Origin of the sequence: Vulcanibacillus modesticaldus (assembly GCF_001730235.1) — a bacterium.
GTDB classification, from domain to species: domain Bacteria; phylum Bacillota; class Bacilli; order Tepidibacillales; family Tepidibacillaceae; genus Vulcanibacillus; species Vulcanibacillus modesticaldus.
Genome location: NZ_MIJF01000100.1, coordinates 41824 through 60426 on the forward strand (window position 1 = coordinate 41824; position 18603 = coordinate 60426).

The following is an 18603-nucleotide window of genomic DNA, read 5'->3' on the forward strand; positions in this document are numbered from 1 at the left end:
TTCTTTATTAACACGAAAACAGGTTACGAGATTATTCTTGTAACCTGTTTCTAACTCATAACTGGTTTTTCATTTTTATTTTTTTGCTTGATTAAGTTCCCTTTGACGTAATTCAACCCGTCTGATTTTACCAGAAGTTGTCTTTGGAAGTTCATCAATAAATTCAATTTTACGTGGATACTTGTATGGGGCAGTTAATTTCTTAACATGATCTTGTAATTCTTTAACGAGACCTTCTTTATTTTTATCGACTTCATCTTTAAGAACTATAAATGCCTTAACTACATGACCTCGAACTTCATCGGGACTTGCTACAACAGCGCATTCTTGTACATAAGGGTGTTTTACTAGGGCATCTTCAACTTCAAATGGGCCGATTGTGTAACCTGAGCTGATTATGATATCATCTCCACGACCTTCAAACCAATAATAACCATCTTCATCTTTTTTAGCGGTGTCTCCCGTTATATACCAATCTCCTCGAAACTGCATTGCGGTACGTTCAGGATCTTTATAATATTCTTTAAATAAAGCAGGTGTATCTTTATGAACTGCGATATCACCAACTACTCCTACACTAACAGGTTTGCCGTTTTCATCGATTATTTCTACTAGATTTCCAGGAGTAGGTTTTCCCATTGAACCTGGTTTAATTTTCATACCTTCTAATACTCCTACCAACAATGTATTTTCCGTTTGTCCGTATCCATCACGAACATTAACATTAAAAAACTTTTTGAAAGTATCAATTACTTCACGATTTAATGGTTCACCAGCGGATACTGCACTTCTAAGATTAGGTAGAGAATATTGGTCGATGTTGTCAATTTTCGCCATCAAACGATACTCTGTTGGTGTACAGCATAATACATTAACTTCATAGTCTTCCATCAGTTGAAGGTATTTATTAGGTTCAAATTTACCTTGATAAGATAATCCTGTTGCACCTGAACCTAAAGTAGCTAAGAAAGGACTCCAAATCCATTTTTGCCAACCTGGTCCTGCTGTAGCCCAAACAACATCATCTTCTTTGATATTTAGCCAATTCTTGGCGGAGGTTTTTAAATGAGCATATGCCCATCCATGGGAGTGCACAACCCCCTTAGGATTCCCGGTAGTTCCTGAAGTATAGGATATAAATGCCATATCGTCTCTTTTGGTATCCGCCATTTTAAGAACGTCACTGCTTTGACTCATTAATTCATCAAGATCTAACCAACCTTCTACTTGAGCGCCAAGTACAAATTTTTTAAGATTGTTGATATTATCAACATTATCAAATTCATTGACATAAGGGTAATAACAGATTACAGCATTTGCTTCACTATGGTTAATCCTATATTGAAGATCTTTGGTGCGTAACATCTCAGAGTTTGGGATTACTACTAACCCTGCTTTTAAGGCACCAAGATAAACGGTATAGGCTTCGATGGACCTTGGCACCATTATAAGAACCTTATTACCTTTTTGTAACCCTTGATTAAGTAATGCATTCCCAACTTTGTTAGCTTTTTTGATCAAGTTAGCATAAGTTATTTCACTTCTATCTCCCTTTTCATTTTCCCACTTAATAGCAATCTTGTCGGGATCTTGTGCATAACGTTCAATTTCTTCTACCAAATTATAATTTTCTGGTGCAATTAAGGATTTTTTATCCATAAATATCCTCCTCTCCAAAACTTTAATGGCTTTATTATACAAAATAATCATAATTTTTTGAATATTTAATTTAGGGATAATTATAAAAATTAATCATTTATAAAGAAAAATGCCAATCATTTATTGAATGTAAAAAATATTATTAATATTATATAATTAATAAATATTAAGAAAATACAAACATAAAGAAAGAGGGGACGTCTGTGAGAGAAATTAATAACAATGAGTATCATCAATGGATTAAAGAAACGAAAGAAATAATAGATAAATTTCCAGAAAGAAAGAAATCATTTAAAACGAGTTCCAAAATACCAGTGGAAAGACTATATCTGCCATCAGAAATTACTAATTCCTATTTGGAAAAATTAAATTTTCCCGGGGAATATCCTTTTACAAGAGGTATTCAACCGACTATGTATCGGGGTAGATTATGGTCGATGAGACAGTATGCGGGTTTCTCTTCAGCTGAAGAATCAAATAAACGCTATAAGTATCTTTTAGAACAAGGACAAACTGGACTAAGTATTGCCTTTGATTTACCCACTCAAATTGGTTATGATTCTGATGATCCACGCGCCAAAGGCGAAGTTGGTAAGGTTGGAGTAGCCATCGATTCATTGAAAGATATGGAAATATTATTTGATGCTATTCCATTAGATAAAGTTAGTACTTCTATGACTATTAATGCTCCTGCTGCTATTTTACTTGCTATGTATATTGTAGTTGCTGAAAAACAAGGAGTTTCTGCTGATAAACTGTCAGGAACGATTCAAAATGATATTTTAAAAGAATACATAGCCAGAGGGACATATATTTTTCCACCAAAACCATCAATGAGACTGATTACGGATATTTTTAAGTATTGTTCTAAAAACATGCCAAAATGGAATACGATAAGTATTAGTGGTTATCACATTCGTGAAGCAGGTTCTACTGCTGTTCAAGAAATTGCTTTTACCATCGGGAATGCTATTGCTTATGTTGAAAGTGCCCTTGAGACAGGACTTGAAATAGATGAGTTTGCACCTAGACTTGCTTTTTTCTTCAATTCTCACAACAATTTCTTTGAGGAGATTGCCAAATTTCGTGCGGCTAGAAGAATATGGGCGAAGGTAATGAAAGAAAGATTTAATGCTAAGAAAAAAAAGTCACTTCAGTTACGTTTTCATACTCAAACTGCTGGCTCAACATTAACGGCACAACAGCCCGATAATAATATTGTACGAGTAACATTACAAGCCTTAGCTGCAATCTTAGGTGGAACTCAAAGTCTGCACACCAATTCAAGAGATGAGGCTTTGGCTTTACCAACAGAAGAGTCTGCACGAATTGCCTTAAGAACTCAACAAATTATTGCTTACGAGTCTGGAGTTACTGATACAGTGGATCCGCTAGGTGGTTCATATTACATTGAAGAATTGACAGATAGAATTGAAAAAGAAGTTGAGAAATATCTTCAGAAAATAGATGAATTAGGTGGGGCAGTTAAAGCGATTGAGGAAGGATATATTCAAAGAGAGATTCATAAAGCTGCCTATGATTATCAACAAGATATTGAAAGGAAACAACAATGGATAATCGGATTAAATGCATTTGCAATTGAAAATGAAAAGATGCCTGAAATTCATCGAGTTGACCCTATTGTGGCCCAAGAACAAGAACAAAAATTATTAGAATTAAAAGCAACTAGAGACAATTATGCTGTGACTAGTACTTTAAAAGCATTAAAAGAAGCTGCCAAAACTGATAAGAATTTAATGCCTTATATTATTGATGCAGTTAAAGTTTATGCTACCTTAGGAGAAATTACTAATGTATTAAGGGACGTTTTTGGTGAGTATCAACCGAGTTGATAGGAGGGAGAGTCTAATATGAAGAAAAAGATTAGAGTGTTAATTGCAAAACCTGGACTTGATGGGCATGATCGGGGAGCGTTAATAATTGCTCAGGGACTCAGAGATGAAGGGATGGAGGTTATATATACTGGATTAAGACAAACCCCTGATCAGATTGTTAGTACGGCAATTCAAGAAGATGTTGATTGTATAGGATTATCAATTTTATCTGGGGCACATAATGAATTGTTCCCAGAAGTGACTAGATTATTAAAAGAAAATGGTGCAGAAGATATTTTAGTAATTGGTGGTGGTGTAATACCCGAGGATGACATTCCTTATTTAAAGGAACAGGGAGTCAAAGCTGTATTTACACCGGGTACTCCCATTGCAGAAATAGTCAAATTCATTAAGGAAAATGTGGTCAATGAAACAATGGATAGTTTTGAAAAAAAAATTAATAAATCTCTTAAGAAGATTGATCATATTGGGATAGCTGTGGAAAAATTGGATACTGCTATTAATTTTTTTAAAAATACTTTAGGGTTAGAGATGCTGGGGTTAGACGAGGTTGCAAATGAAGGGGTCAAGATAGCGTTCTTTAAGATAGGTGATATTAAAATAGAGCTTCTTGAACCGATTGATGAAGAAAGTCCCATTTATAAATATCTTCAAAAGAAGGGAGAAGGGATTCATCACCTAGCATTTGAGGTCGAAGATATTTTGTATCAATTTCAATTAATGGGTGAGTTAGGTATTCCTTTACTTCAAGATACACCAAAAATCGGTGCTAATGGGAAGAAGGTTGGCTTTATTCATCCTAAGGCATCACATAAAGTTTTAATAGAGTTTTGTGAGAGAGGGGATGGGTAAATAAGTGTTAACCAAAATAAAAGAGTTACAAGAGCGAAAAAGTAAGATTGAGTTAGGCGGTGGTAAGAAAAAAATCGAATCACAGCATTCAAAGGGAAAACTAACCGCAAGAGAACGAATTTCACTACTTTTAGATGAGGGTACGTTTGTTGAGTTAAATCCCTTTATCGAACACAGGGTTACGAACTTTGGTTTAGATAAAGTCGAAGCTCCGGGAGAAGGGGTTGTTACTGGATATGGAAAAATTAATGGAAGAGGAGTATATGTATTTGCCCAAGATTTTACTGTTTTTGGAGGAGCATTAGGGGAAATGCACGCCAAAAAAATAGTGAATATCATGGATTTAGCAGTAAAAAATGGTTGTCCTATCATTGGGTTAAACGATTCAGGTGGTGCTCGGATTCAAGAAGGAGTTATATCTTTAGATGGATATGGACACATTTTCTATCGGAATTCTATCTACTCTGGTGTTGTTCCTCAAATTTCGGTAATTATGGGGCCAAGTGCGGGTGGAGCAGTTTATTCTCCTGCTATAACAGATTTCATTTTTATGGTTGAAAATACGAGTAAAATGTTCATTACAGGCCCTAAGGTTATCGAAGCAGTTACTGGAGAAAAGATTTCTTCAGAGGAACTTGGTGGTGCTAGTGTTCACTCAACTATTAGTGGGATTGCCCATTTTATTTCCCCTACTGAAGTAGAAGTGTTAGAGCAGGTTCGCCGTCTACTAAGCTATTTACCACAAAATAATCAAGAAAAACCACCAACATTAGAAGTTAACAATAATGATGATGATTGGTGTGAGGAATTAATTGATATTGTCCCTATCGAAGGAACAAAAGTATATGATGTGCGTGATGTAATCTATAACATCATAGATGATGGGGATTTTATGGAGGTTCATGCTAATTTTGCAAAGAATATTGTGGTAGGGTTTGCGAGGATTAGTGGAGAGAGTGTGGGGATAATTGCTAATCAACCCAAAGTAATGGCAGGTGGACTAGATATAGACTCTTCTGATAAAATAGCAAGGTTTATTCGATTCTGCGACTCTTTCAACATCCCACTTATTACTTTTGAAGATGTAACTGGTTTTTTTCCAGGGGTTATGCAAGAACATCGGGGAATTATTAGACATGGAGCAAAAATTTTATATGCCTACTCTGAAGCTACCGTCCCTAAAATCACTGTAATCCTTAGAAAAGCATATGGCGGGGCATATGTTGCTTTAAATAGTAAGTCAATAGGAGCAGATTTAGTGTTTGCTTGGCCTAATGCAGAAATAGCAGTGATGGGACCAGAAGGTGCCGCTGGAATAATCTTCAGTAAAGAGATCAACGAAAGTCAAGATCCAGTTAAAACAAGATTAGAGAAAATTCAAGAATATCGTGAGAAGTTTGCTAATCCCTATGTGGCAGCTTCAATGGGGATGGTTGATGATATTATTGACCCAAGAGAAACAAGAAAAAAATTAAAACAAGCATTAAGTATGTTGAAAAATAAAAAAGAGTCAAGGCCTAGGAAAAAACATGGTAATATACCGTTATAAAAGATAACTTTATAATAGGTATAATAATGCGACCGTAAATGTCAAAATATTATTTACGGTCGCATTATTGGTAATATTCACAAAATACAAATTATACTATTGTTATAATGTTTTCTGAGTCATTACGAATAATAGCTAAAGCCTTTTTTAAAGTTAAATTATTTTTTTCTTCGATCTCTTTTTTTCTCGGAATTTCAGGATATAGATTAGGAAGATCATCCCATGTCTTTGGTAAAGGGACAGGTGATTTATCTTGCCATTTCTCTATCCATTCTATAGGAAGAGAGCCTTCACCTAGATAAGAAATATCATTCATTTCTAACCATATGTATGTCCATGCCCGTGGTACAACACGCCAAATATCATATCCACCACCACCAACAGCAATCCACTTGCCATCACAATATTTGTGAGCGATTTCATGGGCTAGTTTTGGGATATAACGATATGTTTTCATTGTCACATAAAGGTGGGATAATGGGTCATGGTAATGGGAGTCAACGCCATTTTGAGTGACGATAACGTCAGGTTTATAATAATCAGCAATTTCTTGTAATGCTGTTTTATAGGTCTTTAAATATGATTCATCTTCGGTAAAGGGATCTAATGGAATGTTAAAGGAATATCCGAACCCTTTGCCGCTTCCACGTTCATCTACATTACCAGTACCCGGGAACAAATATCTTCCCGTTTCATGAAAAGATAATGTGCATACTTGATCAGTATCGTAAAAGGCCCATTGTACTCCATCACCATGATGGGCATCAGTATCGATATAGAGAACACGTTTATGATATTTTTTTATTATATAATTAATAGCAATCGAACTATCGTTATATATACAAAAACCTGAAGCTCTTGCTCGAAATCCATGATGCAGACCACCACCAAGATTAAGGGAATGTTGGACTTTACCTTCCATAACCATTTCCACTGCTTTTAAAGTACCACCAACTGTTAATGCGCTTGCCTCGTGCATATTAGGGAATATAGGGGTGTCTTCAGTACCTATTCCATAATTTAATCCAACTTCTTCTGCGATCTTTCCTTGTCCCGCCTGTTTGATGATATTGATATATTTAGGATCGTGAATTAGGGCTAATTCTTCATCAGTAGCGAATCTTGGAGTAATGATTTGAGAAGGGGCTAAAGCACCAAGTTTTTTTAATAGATCATAGGTGAGTTCGATTCTTAACTGGTTAAACGGATGGTCATCGCCAAACTTATAATTTTGAAACTGATTGGAATAGATAAAAACAGCTTTTGAGTTCATAATGTAATCCCCGGCAAATTAGGCCATAAGACAGTATAACCCGCATTTTTTAAATCATTGATGATACTTGTAGGGTTCATCGTTTGTAAACGGAATACTAATATTTTATATTCCTCACTTTTTGAATAGGGATAAACTAATACACTATTGATATTAACCTTTCGTTTGGCGATTATCGCAACTACCTTTGCTAACATTCCGGAGATATTTTTTACTTTAACTTCGATCTGTGAGCTTGGCTGTAAAGCTCCAGTTAATTGTATTAAGGTGTACAAAATATCTTTTTCAGTTATAATTCCCACTAATTTCCCCTCTTTAGTCACTGGTAAACACCCAATTTCCTTCTCGTAAAAAATTGCAGAAACTTCTTCCACGAAATCAAGGGGATGTACAGTGATTACATTCTTAGTCATTATCTTTTCAACTGAATTTTGTAGTTCGTTGCAGTGCTCTTCTTTTTGGAAAATAGAAGGGCAAGCATCACGGATATCTTTATCTGAAATAATACCGAGTATATGTTTTTGTTCGTTAATGATAGGAATATGACGGATATGATGTTCATTTAAAAGCTGCAAGGCGGTCTCAATTGTATCATCTTTTTTTAATGTGATTACTTCAGTTTTCATAATTTCTTCTACGACCATTTTATCTCACTCCTCTCCAATTAGATCTATTAATGGACAAAGTTATTTTTAAAACGTAGTTTATCAAATTGAATAATCGCTTCTTGGGGCACTCTATTCCCAATCCTAACCATAAGACAATTAGCAGGATGGGCGGAAATTTCAGGATCATCCGTAGCAAAACACTCTAATCCACCGGCATTCATTACTTTCTCCATAACTTTTCTATATCTCCAAATATCCAGTTCTGTTCCTGTTAAATCCCAGTGCCAATAATATTCAGTGGTTAATATTATATAATCTTCCATAGCATCGTCCATCATGGCAACCTTTAAAAGATTTTTGGCCACTTGATAACCTCGATACTTTGGGACTACTTCAATTGCGCCAAGCTCTATTAAATTATCCATATTTCCCTCAGACCAACGCTCAAAAGGATCGGGATAATGGAAGGTAACATAACCAATAATTAAATTAGCATCTCTTGCGAGAATTATACGTCCTTCTGGTAATCTTGCTATTTCAACTAAAGCTTTATGTTGTTTTTTAGGTGTTCTAAAGGTTTTTAGGTCTTCATGAAAATTATAATTAGCTATTTTATCAGCTGGAACAGGGCCTTCAATGATTAGCTTGGCTAGTGGTGTTTTTAGTTCCATGCTATAAAAAGTTTTATTATGAATCATCGGGAATCACCCTTACCCAAATTATATTCTATATCTACCTTATATCATTATTATATAAAATAAAAACCATTCTAAATAGAAATAAAATTGTCAAATTATCAAAAATTACAAATATGGTTCAACTATAGAAGTCAGAGCAATTAAAACCCCCAAAATATATCAGAATATTTTTCTTTCGCGCAGGTCTGTAATAAATCCTTTATAATGAAAGTGAAGGGACTTGCAACTATTTTTTAATACTCATATTTTTAGAATTGAAACTACCTACCTAATTTATCACTGTTGCTCGTATATAATACCGATGGGGTTGATAATATTGATTAATGTTGAGGAGTTAATATATTCAATACAGAATGGATCTGAACGTGATAGAGAAAAGTTAATAGAAATGTACAAACCACAAATTCTTTATTGGACAAGTAATTTATGTAAAAGGAAGTTAGATTGGACGAATGATGAACTTAGCATAGCACTGATGGCTTTTAACGATGCTATTGACTCCTTTGAGGTAAAAAAAGGAGCAAATTTTTCAACATACGCTAAGATAGTAATCAAACATAGACTTATCGATTATTTTAAGAAAGAACAAAAACATAGACACTTGTCACTTACGATTGTTGATGAAGAAGAAACTGAATTTACTCCGGCAGAGATTAAATTGGCTACAGAAAATTATTATAAAGAGCTCGAGAGAATAGAAAGGGTAGAAGAATTACAACTTTATCAAAAGAAATTATCAGAATTCGGCATTTCATTTATTGAGTTGACAAAACACTCCCCAAAACATAAAGATACTAGAAAAAGACTAACATACGCAGCTCAGTGTTTGGTGTCTGATATCAATTTAGTAAAAAAATTCCAAAGAACAAAACAATTGCCGATTAAGGAATTAATATTAATGACGGGTTTAAGTAGAAAGGTATTGGAAACAGGAAGGAAATATGTGGTAGCGGTATCTTTGATTCTTTTAAATAAAGAGTTTAAACATCTGAGAAGTTTTATTGAAATAGGGGGTGATGGTTGTGAAGGTTAATGCTTTAGTAATGGAACTTAGAGAAAACTCGATGGTTATTCTCACAAAAGATGGTGAATTTAAAGAAGTAGTAATCCCAGCGAAAAAACCCAGAATCGGTGATTATATAGATGTTGAAATCGAACAGGTAGATGTAGAAGAAAAAAGACGAAAAGTCTTTATCCCAATATATAAATTTGCTTCTATTGCTTCCATTTTTATTTTATTGATAATTGGTACCTTAATTCTAAACCCTTTTAATAAGCCTGTCGTTGCAGTGGCATTAGACATAAATCCTAGTGTTGAATTTTATCTGAATCAAAAAGGACTAGTAAGTAAGACTTCAGCATATAATTCTGATGGACAGAAAATACTGGATCAAATTGACGTTGAAGGTTTACCGTTAGTAGAGGCGATTGAAACATTTATTAAAAAAAGTATTGATGAACAATATCTTTCACCGACGAAAGATAATTTGATCTACATCTCATTTACCAAAATTGATCAAGACGCACAACTTCCGGAAATCTTAGATATCGAAAATAATGTTGAACAAGTATTACAGGAGGAAAAACTAGAAGGAAATTTAGTACTAGAAGAAGTTTCGGTTACAGAATGGGAAGAAGCTAAGGAAAATAATATTTCAGTAAATAAACTAAATGTTATTAAAAAACTTCCTACTTCCATTCAAGCTGGTGTGAAAGAGAAAGCTAACGATTTATCGATAAGTAATATACTAGATGAGAGTAGGGTAGATATTAAAATGGTTGTTCCAAATGTAAAACATATTACAAGTGATAAAAAAGATAAAGATGATTCAGATGATAATGAGGATGAATCTAGTGAAAATAAAGATGAAGATGATGATACTAAAAAAATGAAAGATCTTGAAGATATGAAAAATGATGTTTACGACGAAAATAAAAAAGATGATAATGACAGAAAATTTGATAAAGATGAGGATGAAAATAAACGTAAAGATCATTCAATTGAGAAAGTATCAGAAAAAAAGGAAGATGAAGACAAAAATATGAAGAGAGAAAGGCAAGAATCTCGTAAAACTAAAGAAAATAAATCAAAAGATGATGATGAAGAGGACGAAAAGACACAAAAATCCTCAGAAAAAGAAGGTATGAAAGATAAAAAACAGAATGATGGAAGAAATGATAAATATGAGAATGGTAAAGGAGATTCCATCGATAGAGAAAGAAAATATAGTGAAGATAAAAAGTTCAAAGATGATAAAAATAAAGACAAAAAGGCTGAAGATAAAGATGATGTAAAGAAAAAAAGTGGTTCAGGTACTATTAAACAAGATAATCATTCAGAGGATAATGTAAGTGATCATAATAATTCAGCTGACACAAAAGATGATGATATTGAAGATAGCAATGATGATGAAAATGATCAAAACAGTAAGGAAAATGATGGCGATTGAGAAATGCTCAGAAATGTCCAGCGAAAAGCTGGACTTTAATTTTTTTTTATTTTTTTTAAAACTACCTCCTTAAAAAAAGAAAAAAAACCGAATAAGAATTAGGAGGAATAAAGCGAAAGAAAATATAACGATCTTCGAGGAGGAGTATTTCAGATGAAAGGTTTTAATATGAAAAAAATCATTACATTTAGTCTTTTAATAACTTTAGTAATCGGGGGAACTCCAGTTTATGCAGTTAATCACACAATAAATCAAAGCACAGATCAAGCTACTGACCAAACTGTTGAACAAACGGCAGACCAAACAGTAGATCAAACTATTGATCAAGCGGCGGATCGAACTGTTGACCAAGCTGTTGAACAAACAGTAGACCAAACAATAGATCAAGTGGCAGATCAGACAGCAGACCCAACCGTTCAAGAAGAAGTAACTGTGGAAGCTGGTTTAACGCCTGATAATATTTTTTATTTACTTGATAGGATGCAAGAAAAGTTACAGTTATTATTTACAATCGATCTACAAAAGGAATCTGAATTATTGCTATCCTTTGCTCAAGAACGATTACTGGAATCTGATCAAATGTTAAATGAAGGTAAAGAAGAATATATCAACTATTTGATTGATAATTATATTGAGACATTAAATCAAGCTGAAGAAAAGGTTGCTGAAGTAGTTATTGATGAACAAGTTGAAGAAGAAGTTAAAGAAACTTTAACCAATAAGTTGGAAGATGTAATAACTGTTGATGATACTATTGAAGAACAGCTAGATGAAAATACAAAAGAGCAATTGCAAGTAAAAAAACAGGAAGCATATCTAGTTGCCAATGTTGTAAAAGAACTTGACCCTGAAAAAGTAAAAAAACTTCGTGACGAGGGATTAGGATTTGGACAAATTGTAAAAGTTACTACGATGTCAGAATTAAGTGGGAAAACCGAAGAAGAAATTTTGGATCTGATGAATGATAACAAAGGTTTAGGAGTAATTGCCCAGGAACTTGATATTGAGCCACGAGATATGGTAAAAAAAGTGGTCAAAAAGAAAGAAAAATTAATAAAAGAGGCATTAGAAGAAGCAATTAACACTGGTAATGAAACAGCTATTAAAGAACTAACAGAAACCTTAATAGAAGTAAAAGTCGAAAAGAAAGAGTTAGGACTTATCAAAAAAATTGCGAAGCTAGAGCAAGAAGTGACAGAAAAAATTGATGAGATTTCAGAGGAATTAAGGAATGGAGAAATAACCCAAGAGGAAGCGCAATTAAAAATAGAAGAATTAAAAGAAGAAACACAAGAAGAAATGGAAGAAATTAGAGAAAAAGCGGCTAAGATTGAGGATAAAGTAAAAAAAGAAATGAAAAAAGAGGAAAATAAATATAAAGAAAAGTTCCGTGAAGAAGATGATGACGATGATGATGAAGATATAGATGATGAAGATAAAGATGTTAAGGAAAAGAAGGAAAGCAAACGAGAACATGATAAAGAGAAAGAAATAAAGAAAAAAGAAAAAAAAGAGAGAGAAAAAGCTCATAAAGAAGATGACGACGATGATGATTTTGAAAAGACAAAAATAAAAAAATACAAAGAACGAAAAGATAACGAAGATTCCAAGAAAAAAGATGACGATGACGAAGACAAAAAGAAGCATAAGGACAAAGACGATGATGAAGATTAATATGATTAAAACCTCTGCTTAAGGGCGGAGGTTTTTTCATGGTTATTACAATAACAAGATGGTAAAATGATTAATATAATTGCTAACATTATCAAATTAGTTTACCGGAGGTGCAAGCATGGTTAATAGAGAGCGGTTAATTGAACTATTTAAAGAATTGGTCATGGTAGATAGTGAAACTGGTCATGAAAGAGCTATTGCTGATATTTTGAAGAAAAAATTCTCAGAACTAGGGTTAGAAGTTGTTGAAGACGATTCAATGGTTAGAACAGGCCATGGTGCAGGCAATATAATTGCTACCCTTGAGGCTAATGTTGAAAATGCGGCCAAAGTTATTTATTTTACTTCTCATATGGATACCGTAACCCCGGGAAAAGCTATAAAACCAGAGGTAGAAGGTGAATATATTGTTTCTGACGGTACTACAATTTTAGGTGCTGATGATAAAGCAGGTATTGCAGCTATGTTAGAAGCTTTAGCGGTTATTAAAGAGTATAATTTGTCCCATGGAAAGATACAGTTTTTGATTACAGTTGGTGAGGAATCAGGGCTAAAGGGGTCAAAAAATCTGCAAGAAGGACTTCTTCAGTCTGAATATGGATTCGCTTTTGATAGTAATGGACCAGTGGGTAATATTATCGTTGCTGCACCTACACAAGCCAGAATTAGTGCCACTGTCCATGGAAGATCAGCACATGCAGGTGTAAATCCTGAAGATGGAATAAGTGCGATTCAGGTTGCAAGTTATGCAATTTCGAAGATGAAACTAGGGCGAATTGATAATGAAACTACTGCTAACATTGGTAGATTTGAGGGTGGCAAAGCGACTAATGTGGTTTGTGATCGTGTCGATATTTTGGCTGAAGCTCGGAGTATTAAAGAAGAAAAGTTACTTAGACAAATTGAACATATGAAAAATGCTTTTGATCAAGCGGCTCAACATTTTTCTACCAATGTAGATTTTACTTATGAGATAATGTATCCTGCATTTCATTTTTCTGAAGCTGATATTTTGGTTCAAAATGTAAAGAAGGCGATAGAAGCTATTGGAAGAGAGCCGAAATTAATCACAAGTGGTGGTGGAAGTGACGCCAATGTAATGAATGGATTAGGTATACCTACAGTCAATTTAGGAATCGGTATGGAAAACATACATACGACTAGTGAAAGAATCGCCATTGAAGAACTATTTAAAGCAACGGAACTAATCATTCAATTAATTCGTCAATATAGCAAATAAATAAGCAAGAAAAGCTCCTTTATAGTTATAAGGGAGCTTTTTTAAATCATATCAATAATATAAAAGGTAATATAGGGGGGTAAATATGGTTAGGTGGGGGATTGGGAAGGTTATCGAGATAAGTAAAGAAACGAAAAATATTCAGGTGGTTATTGTAGAACACCAGCTGGAAATTTCTCAAGCTATTAATTACCTACAATTTCATAAACCTTTAGTTTTAGGTGATTTAGTAATTATCAACAAAACAGCCTCAATACTTAACTTAGGTACCGGCGGATATGATTTTGTAGTGTCTCCCATAAACCTCAATGCTAAAGAAAGCTGTTCAGACGAGTTTAAAGAAAAAGGCCACATAATGAAATTGAGATACACTCCATATCAATTTTCTGTCAAATCTTGTGAAGAACAAGGTAGTCCTTACCATGAACTTTTTAAAAAAGTCAAAAATTTAAATGGTTTACCTGTTATTATTGGCGAGTTACATAGTATGTTACCGATCGTTATAACGATTTTTAGACAATTGGAAAATAAATATAATGTTAAGGAGAAAAAAATTGTTTATATAATGACCGATGGTGGATCATTGCCTATAGCTTTAAGCAGACATGTAGAAACACTAACTGAATTAGGTTGGTTAACCAATACTATTACTATAGGTCATGCTTTTGGTGGAGATATTGAAGCAGTTAATATTTTCACAGGACTCATAGCAGCAAAATATATTTTTCAAGCGGATTTAGTTATCGTTTTAATGGGACCTGGAATCGTTGGAACAGGAACATTATTAGGACATTCGGGAGTAGAACAGGGAATAATAGCTAATGCGGTTGGTTCTCTTAAAGGATTACCGATATTTATCGTTAGAGCAAGTCAAAAAGATCACCGACAACGTCATTTGGGAATAAGTCACCATACTATTTCAAATTTAAACTATATTAGTTTAGTTAAAAATATAGTACCTTATCCCGACTATATTAAAGATCAAAATCAACATCAACATCTTTACAAAGTTCTAGAAGAAAATATAGGATCAAAACATCAATTAACCTCGGTGAAAATTGATCATCAAGAAGTATTAGAATTTGTTAAAAAATATCCTGCTAACATAACCACAATGGGGAGGACTATTGAACAAGATCCAGTTTTCTTCGATTTTGTTGCATGTGTTGCATATTGGGCCTTTGACCATATAAATAATCTTTAAGGGAGATAGGTGATTGGGATAATTCACGCAGTTTACCTCTAACCTCCCACGCTTTCCCAACGATTTTTAATTGATTATTAGTTCTAATTACTTTCATTTTTAACCCTCCAAAGGTAAAATTATTTTTGATAAATATCTATGAAATAATGGACAAGTTATGACTAATTAATAATAGAAAGAAGTGAATAAAATGGAAAAAGATTATATTGAACAGACGATTTCAAGTACTACGATCTACGAAGGTAAAATTATAAAGGTTGACGTTGATAAAGTCCGATTGCCAAACGGAAAAGAATCTTTCCGAGAGATCGTTCATCATTCTGGAGCAGTGGCGATCTTAGCAATTTCTAAGGAAAATAAAGTTATTATGGTTAAACAGTATCGCAAACCATTAGAGAAAACGATATTAGAAATACCTGCAGGAAAATTAGAAAAGGGAGAGAAACCACTTGATTGTGCGATACGCGAATTAAAAGAAGAAACTGGTTATACAGCATCCAATATGTCACAAATAGCCAAGTTTTATACATCTCCAGGTTTTGCTGATGAAATCATATATCTGTTTAAAGCAGAGGATATCCAACCTGGAGCTGCCAAACCTGATGAGGACGAGTTTGTGGAACTAGTAGAATTAACAATTGATGAAGTAAATGAATTGATAAATGACAGTAAAATTATTGATGCTAAAACCTTGATTGCTCTAAATTACTGGCAGTTAGAGATATTAAAAAAAAGATTATAGTTAATTAAACGACATAATCACCCCTTGTCCATCATATGATGTAATAAGCTGGACAGGGGGGATAACCTTGAGGAAGAAGCAGTTAAGTAATAAGATTTATCTATATGTAAAGGATCATATCCCAACATATATCTTCACAATAGTATTGTTCATTATGGGGGTTATCTTTGGATCATATATTATCAGCTCAATATCTCAATCACAAAAACAGGAGATCATTTCATACTTAAATGTTTTTTTTCATGAGATGAATACTGGAGGTTGGACGAATTCTCAATTAGCTTTAAGACAAGCCCTATTTGATAATTTGAAATATTTAATGTTAATCTGGTTTTTGGGTTTATCAATTATTGGCATGCCAATAATTTTTCTTCTGATTTTTATGAAGGGATTCGTAGTTGGTTTTACTATTTCATTTTTAATATTTGAAATGCATTGGAGAGGATTGATATTATCAATAGTTTCAATAATCCCTCAAAATATAGTTATCGTTCCAGTATATATTATTGCAGGGGTTGCAGGGATTAGCTTTTCTTTATCATTGATTAAATCTAGAGGAAAAAATAGGTTGATTACCAATCAACAATCAATCACCTCTTATACTTTGTTAATCATTATTTTGGCAGTAATTTTGATCTTTACTTCAGCTTTTGAAACATTTATCTCTCCATATTTGATTAAAGGAGTGACACCATTTTTGATGTTAAACTAGAAAGTGTCAAATGATACTCATATGATTATCAATTAGATTGACTTTTTATCAAAGCCTCCTCTATAATTTAGGTAGAGCTAGGAGGTGGTGCGTTTTGGCTGAACGTATGGAAAAGATCAAACAATTACTTCGATCTTCTAATTTTAAACTTACACCACAACGGGAAGTGGTTTTAGAGGTATTGCTTGAGAATGAGGAAGGACATTTAAGTGCGGATGATGTCTACATGTTAGTCAAGAAAAAGGTACCAGAGATTGGATTAGCTACAGTTTATCGTACGTTGGAGTTGCTTAGTGAATTAAATATTATTCAAAAGTTATATTTTGGTGAGAATGTTGCAAGATACGAATTTCGATCCGATTCGGATGATCACCATCATCACCATCTCGAATGTATCAATTGTGGCAAGGTTGAGGAGATAGATGAGGATTGGCTTGGAATTATTGAAGAAAAGGTTGAGAAACAGTATGATTTTAAGGTAATCGACCATAGATTAACCTTTCAAGGAATTTGTAGTAGGTGTAAAACAAAGGATAACTAGCGTTATTTTTAGTACTATAACCGTAAAGTTTCAATATTTTTTAGAATATGTGATTATTATGTACCTTAATTTAAAATAAAGTGGTAAGATATAAATGTAAGTGCTTTCACAGACACTCAAATATACAGTTTTAAGGAGGAACATTCATGCGAATTGGGATTCCAAAGGAAATAAAAAATAATGAAAATCGTGTTGCTATCACTCCTGCAGGGGTTATGGCGTTACGTAATGCAGGACATGAAGTATATGTAGAAAAAAACGCTGGTATTGGCAGTGGGTTCACTGATCAAGACTATCAAACGGTGGGTGCCAATATTTTGGATAATGCTAAAGAAGTTTGGGATACTGCTGAAATGGTCATGAAAGTAAAAGAACCACTTCCTACTGAGTACCAATATTTTCGTAAAGGTCTAATATTATTTACATATCTTCATTTGGCTCCAGAGCCAGAGTTAACTAAGGCATTGATGGACAATGAAGTTGTTGCTATAGCCTATGAGACAGTTCAATTGGACAACCGTTCTTTACCTTTACTTACTCCGATGAGCGAAGTTGCCGGAAGAATGTCAATCCAAATTGGTGCGCAATTCTTGGAAAAACCAAAGGGTGGTAAAGGAGTACTTCTTGGCGGTGTTCCAGGTGTCCCTCCAGCAGAAGTGGTTATTATCGGGGGAGGAATAGTTGGTACAAATGCAGCTAAAATGGCTTTGGGATTAGGAGCTAACGTAAGCATTATTGACCTTAATCCAGATCGTTTGCGATATCTTGATGATATTTTCCATGGCAGTGTTAATACGATCATGTCTAATAGCTATAACATAGCACAGGCAGTAAAAAAAGCTGACCTTGTCGTAGGTGCTGTTCTAATTCCTGGGGCTAGGGCGCCAAAATTAGTAACTGAAGAAATGGTGATGACCATGAGTCCAGGTTCTGTAATCGTTGACGTTGCTATCGATCAAGGTGGATCTATTGAGACAATTGATAGGGTTACTACACACAGTGATCCAACTTACGTAAAACATGGAGTAGTACATTATGCTGTTGCTAATATGCCAGGGGCAGTAGCTAGAACTTCTACATTTGCTTTAACAAATGTAACTATTCCTTATGCCTTAGAAATTGCAAACAAAGGATATGAAATAGCGATTAAAGAAAATCGAGCTTTAGCAAAAGGTGTAAATGTAATCAATGGTCATGTAACATATGAAGCGGTTGCTAAATCTTTAGATTTACCATATGTACCATTAGAAGAAGCATTAGCATAATCATTTTTCATTTTTAAAGGTTATCCTAGCAATGAACTGACCCCTGTCAAGTAGACAGGAATAAAAAAGCACATTTATGCAGCCTGAGTCCTATATTCATAAGGACTCAGGTTATTTAATTTCTCTTGGAATCGGTGATGATTATAAAAACGTATGTACCTTTTAACGGCATTTTTTACTTCTTCAGTTGTGCGAAAAGAGTATAGATGAAAACACTCTGCCTTAAAGTGGCTGAAGAAATTCTCCATGCTGGCATTATCTAAACAATTTCCTTTTCTGG

At 34.0% G+C, this 18603-nt stretch carries 18 protein-coding genes; 12 read left to right on the forward strand and 6 right to left on the reverse strand.

Going from position 1 to position 18603, the window contains the following annotated elements; genetic code table 11:
- Window positions 1-75: 75 nt before the first annotated feature.
- Complete coding sequence (gene mbcS, locus BHF71_RS11335; protein ID WP_069657724.1) at window positions 76-1659, reverse strand: acyl-CoA synthetase MbcS; 1584 nt, start codon at window positions 1657-1659, stop codon at window positions 76-78.
- Window positions 1660-1862: 203 nt separating this feature from the next.
- Here mbcS and BHF71_RS11340 point away from each other — a divergent pair, with 203 nt between their 5' ends.
- The 3 genes from BHF71_RS11340 to BHF71_RS11350 are packed head-to-tail and all read left to right on the forward strand — an operon-like array spanning window position 1863 to window position 5916.
- Window positions 1863-3512: an acyl-CoA mutase large subunit family protein gene (locus tag BHF71_RS11340; protein WP_069657725.1), complete on the forward strand. Its 1650-nt coding sequence runs from the start codon at window positions 1863-1865 to the stop codon at window positions 3510-3512.
- An 18-nt stretch (window positions 3513-3530) separates the two neighbouring features.
- Complete coding sequence (gene mce, locus BHF71_RS11345) at window positions 3531-4367, forward strand: methylmalonyl-CoA epimerase (protein WP_069657726.1); 837 nt, start codon at window positions 3531-3533, stop codon at window positions 4365-4367.
- 4 nt (window positions 4368-4371) lie between these two features.
- Window positions 4372-5916 carry an acyl-CoA carboxylase subunit beta gene (locus BHF71_RS11350; protein WP_069657727.1) on the forward strand — a complete coding sequence of 515 codons (1545 nt, stop codon included), beginning with the start codon at window positions 4372-4374 and terminating at the stop codon, window positions 5914-5916.
- Between the two features lie 91 nt (window positions 5917-6007).
- Here the strand turns inward: BHF71_RS11350 and BHF71_RS11355 are convergent, their stop codons facing one another.
- Genes BHF71_RS11355 through BHF71_RS11365 form a run of 3 tightly spaced genes read right to left on the reverse strand, consistent with a single transcriptional unit; the run spans window position 6008 to window position 8495 of the window.
- The gene (locus tag BHF71_RS11355) at window positions 6008-7189 is read right to left on the reverse strand and encodes an acetoin utilization protein AcuC (protein WP_069657728.1); all 1182 of its coding nucleotides are present in this window, start codon (window positions 7187-7189) and stop codon (window positions 6008-6010) included.
- Complete coding sequence (locus tag BHF71_RS11360) at window positions 7186-7833, reverse strand: acetoin utilization AcuB family protein (protein WP_069657729.1); 648 nt, start codon at window positions 7831-7833, stop codon at window positions 7186-7188. Before BHF71_RS11360 ends, BHF71_RS11355 begins: the two co-directional genes overlap by 4 nt.
- Window positions 7834-7862: 29 nt before the next feature.
- A complete protein-coding gene (locus BHF71_RS11365) occupies window positions 7863-8495 on the reverse strand; it encodes a GNAT family N-acetyltransferase (protein ID WP_069657730.1) in 633 nt (210 codons plus the stop codon).
- Between the two features lie 316 nt (window positions 8496-8811).
- On the opposite strand from BHF71_RS11365, the gene sigI reads away from it, so the two are divergent.
- The 5 genes from sigI to BHF71_RS11390 all read left to right on the forward strand — a co-directional run bounded on the left by sigI (window position 8812) and on the right by BHF71_RS11390 (window position 15063).
- Window positions 8812-9528, forward strand: coding sequence for an RNA polymerase sigma-I factor (gene sigI, locus BHF71_RS11370; RefSeq protein ID WP_176717361.1), 717 nt, complete (start codon window positions 8812-8814; stop codon window positions 9526-9528).
- Complete coding sequence (locus BHF71_RS11375) at window positions 9518-10945, forward strand: anti-sigma factor domain-containing protein (RefSeq protein WP_069657731.1); 1428 nt, start codon at window positions 9518-9520, stop codon at window positions 10943-10945. Before sigI ends, BHF71_RS11375 begins: the two co-directional genes overlap by 11 nt.
- Window positions 10946-11098: 153 nt before the next feature.
- The gene (locus tag BHF71_RS12005) at window positions 11099-12619 is read left to right on the forward strand and encodes a DUF5667 domain-containing protein (RefSeq protein ID WP_069657732.1); all 1521 of its coding nucleotides are present in this window, start codon (window positions 11099-11101) and stop codon (window positions 12617-12619) included.
- A 118-nt stretch (window positions 12620-12737) separates the two neighbouring features.
- Window positions 12738-13859 carry a M20/M25/M40 family metallo-hydrolase gene (locus tag BHF71_RS11385; RefSeq protein WP_069657733.1) on the forward strand — a complete coding sequence of 374 codons (1122 nt, stop codon included), beginning with the start codon at window positions 12738-12740 and terminating at the stop codon, window positions 13857-13859.
- A gap of 85 nt (window positions 13860-13944) precedes the next feature.
- Window positions 13945-15063, forward strand: a complete 1119-nt coding sequence (locus tag BHF71_RS11390) for a DUF3866 family protein (protein ID WP_069657734.1) — start codon at window positions 13945-13947, stop codon at window positions 15061-15063.
- Here the strand turns inward: BHF71_RS11390 and mciZ are convergent.
- Window positions 14984-15160 (reverse strand): Z-ring formation inhibitor MciZ, encoded by a 177-nt coding sequence (mciZ, locus tag BHF71_RS12630; RefSeq protein WP_084024524.1) that lies wholly within the window; start codon window positions 15158-15160, stop codon window positions 14984-14986. The two genes, BHF71_RS11390 and mciZ, sit on opposite strands and share 80 nt — an antisense overlap.
- A 93-nt stretch (window positions 15161-15253) precedes the next feature.
- On the opposite strand from mciZ, the gene BHF71_RS11395 reads away from it, so the two are divergent.
- The 4 genes from BHF71_RS11395 (at window position 15254) to ald (ending at window position 18323) form a co-directional block, all read left to right on the forward strand.
- Window positions 15254-15805, forward strand: coding sequence for an NUDIX hydrolase (locus tag BHF71_RS11395; RefSeq protein ID WP_176717362.1), 552 nt, complete (start codon window positions 15254-15256; stop codon window positions 15803-15805).
- A gap of 67 nt (window positions 15806-15872) precedes the next feature.
- Window positions 15873-16517 carry a stage II sporulation protein M gene (gene spoIIM / locus BHF71_RS11400; protein WP_069657736.1) on the forward strand — a complete coding sequence of 215 codons (645 nt, stop codon included), beginning with the start codon at window positions 15873-15875 and terminating at the stop codon, window positions 16515-16517.
- Window positions 16518-16611: 94 nt separating this feature from the next.
- Window positions 16612-17058 carry a ferric iron uptake transcriptional regulator gene (gene fur, locus BHF71_RS11405; protein ID WP_141705397.1) on the forward strand — a complete coding sequence of 149 codons (447 nt, stop codon included), beginning with the start codon at window positions 16612-16614 and terminating at the stop codon, window positions 17056-17058.
- A 146-nt stretch (window positions 17059-17204) separates the two neighbouring features.
- Window positions 17205-18323, forward strand: a complete 1119-nt coding sequence (gene ald / locus BHF71_RS11410) for an alanine dehydrogenase (RefSeq protein ID WP_069657737.1) — start codon at window positions 17205-17207, stop codon at window positions 18321-18323.
- 74 nt (window positions 18324-18397) lie between these two features.
- Here the strand turns inward: ald and BHF71_RS11740 are convergent.
- The coding region (locus tag BHF71_RS11740; protein ID WP_141705336.1) for an IS3 family transposase at window positions 18398-18603 on the reverse strand (206 nt) is incomplete at its 5' end.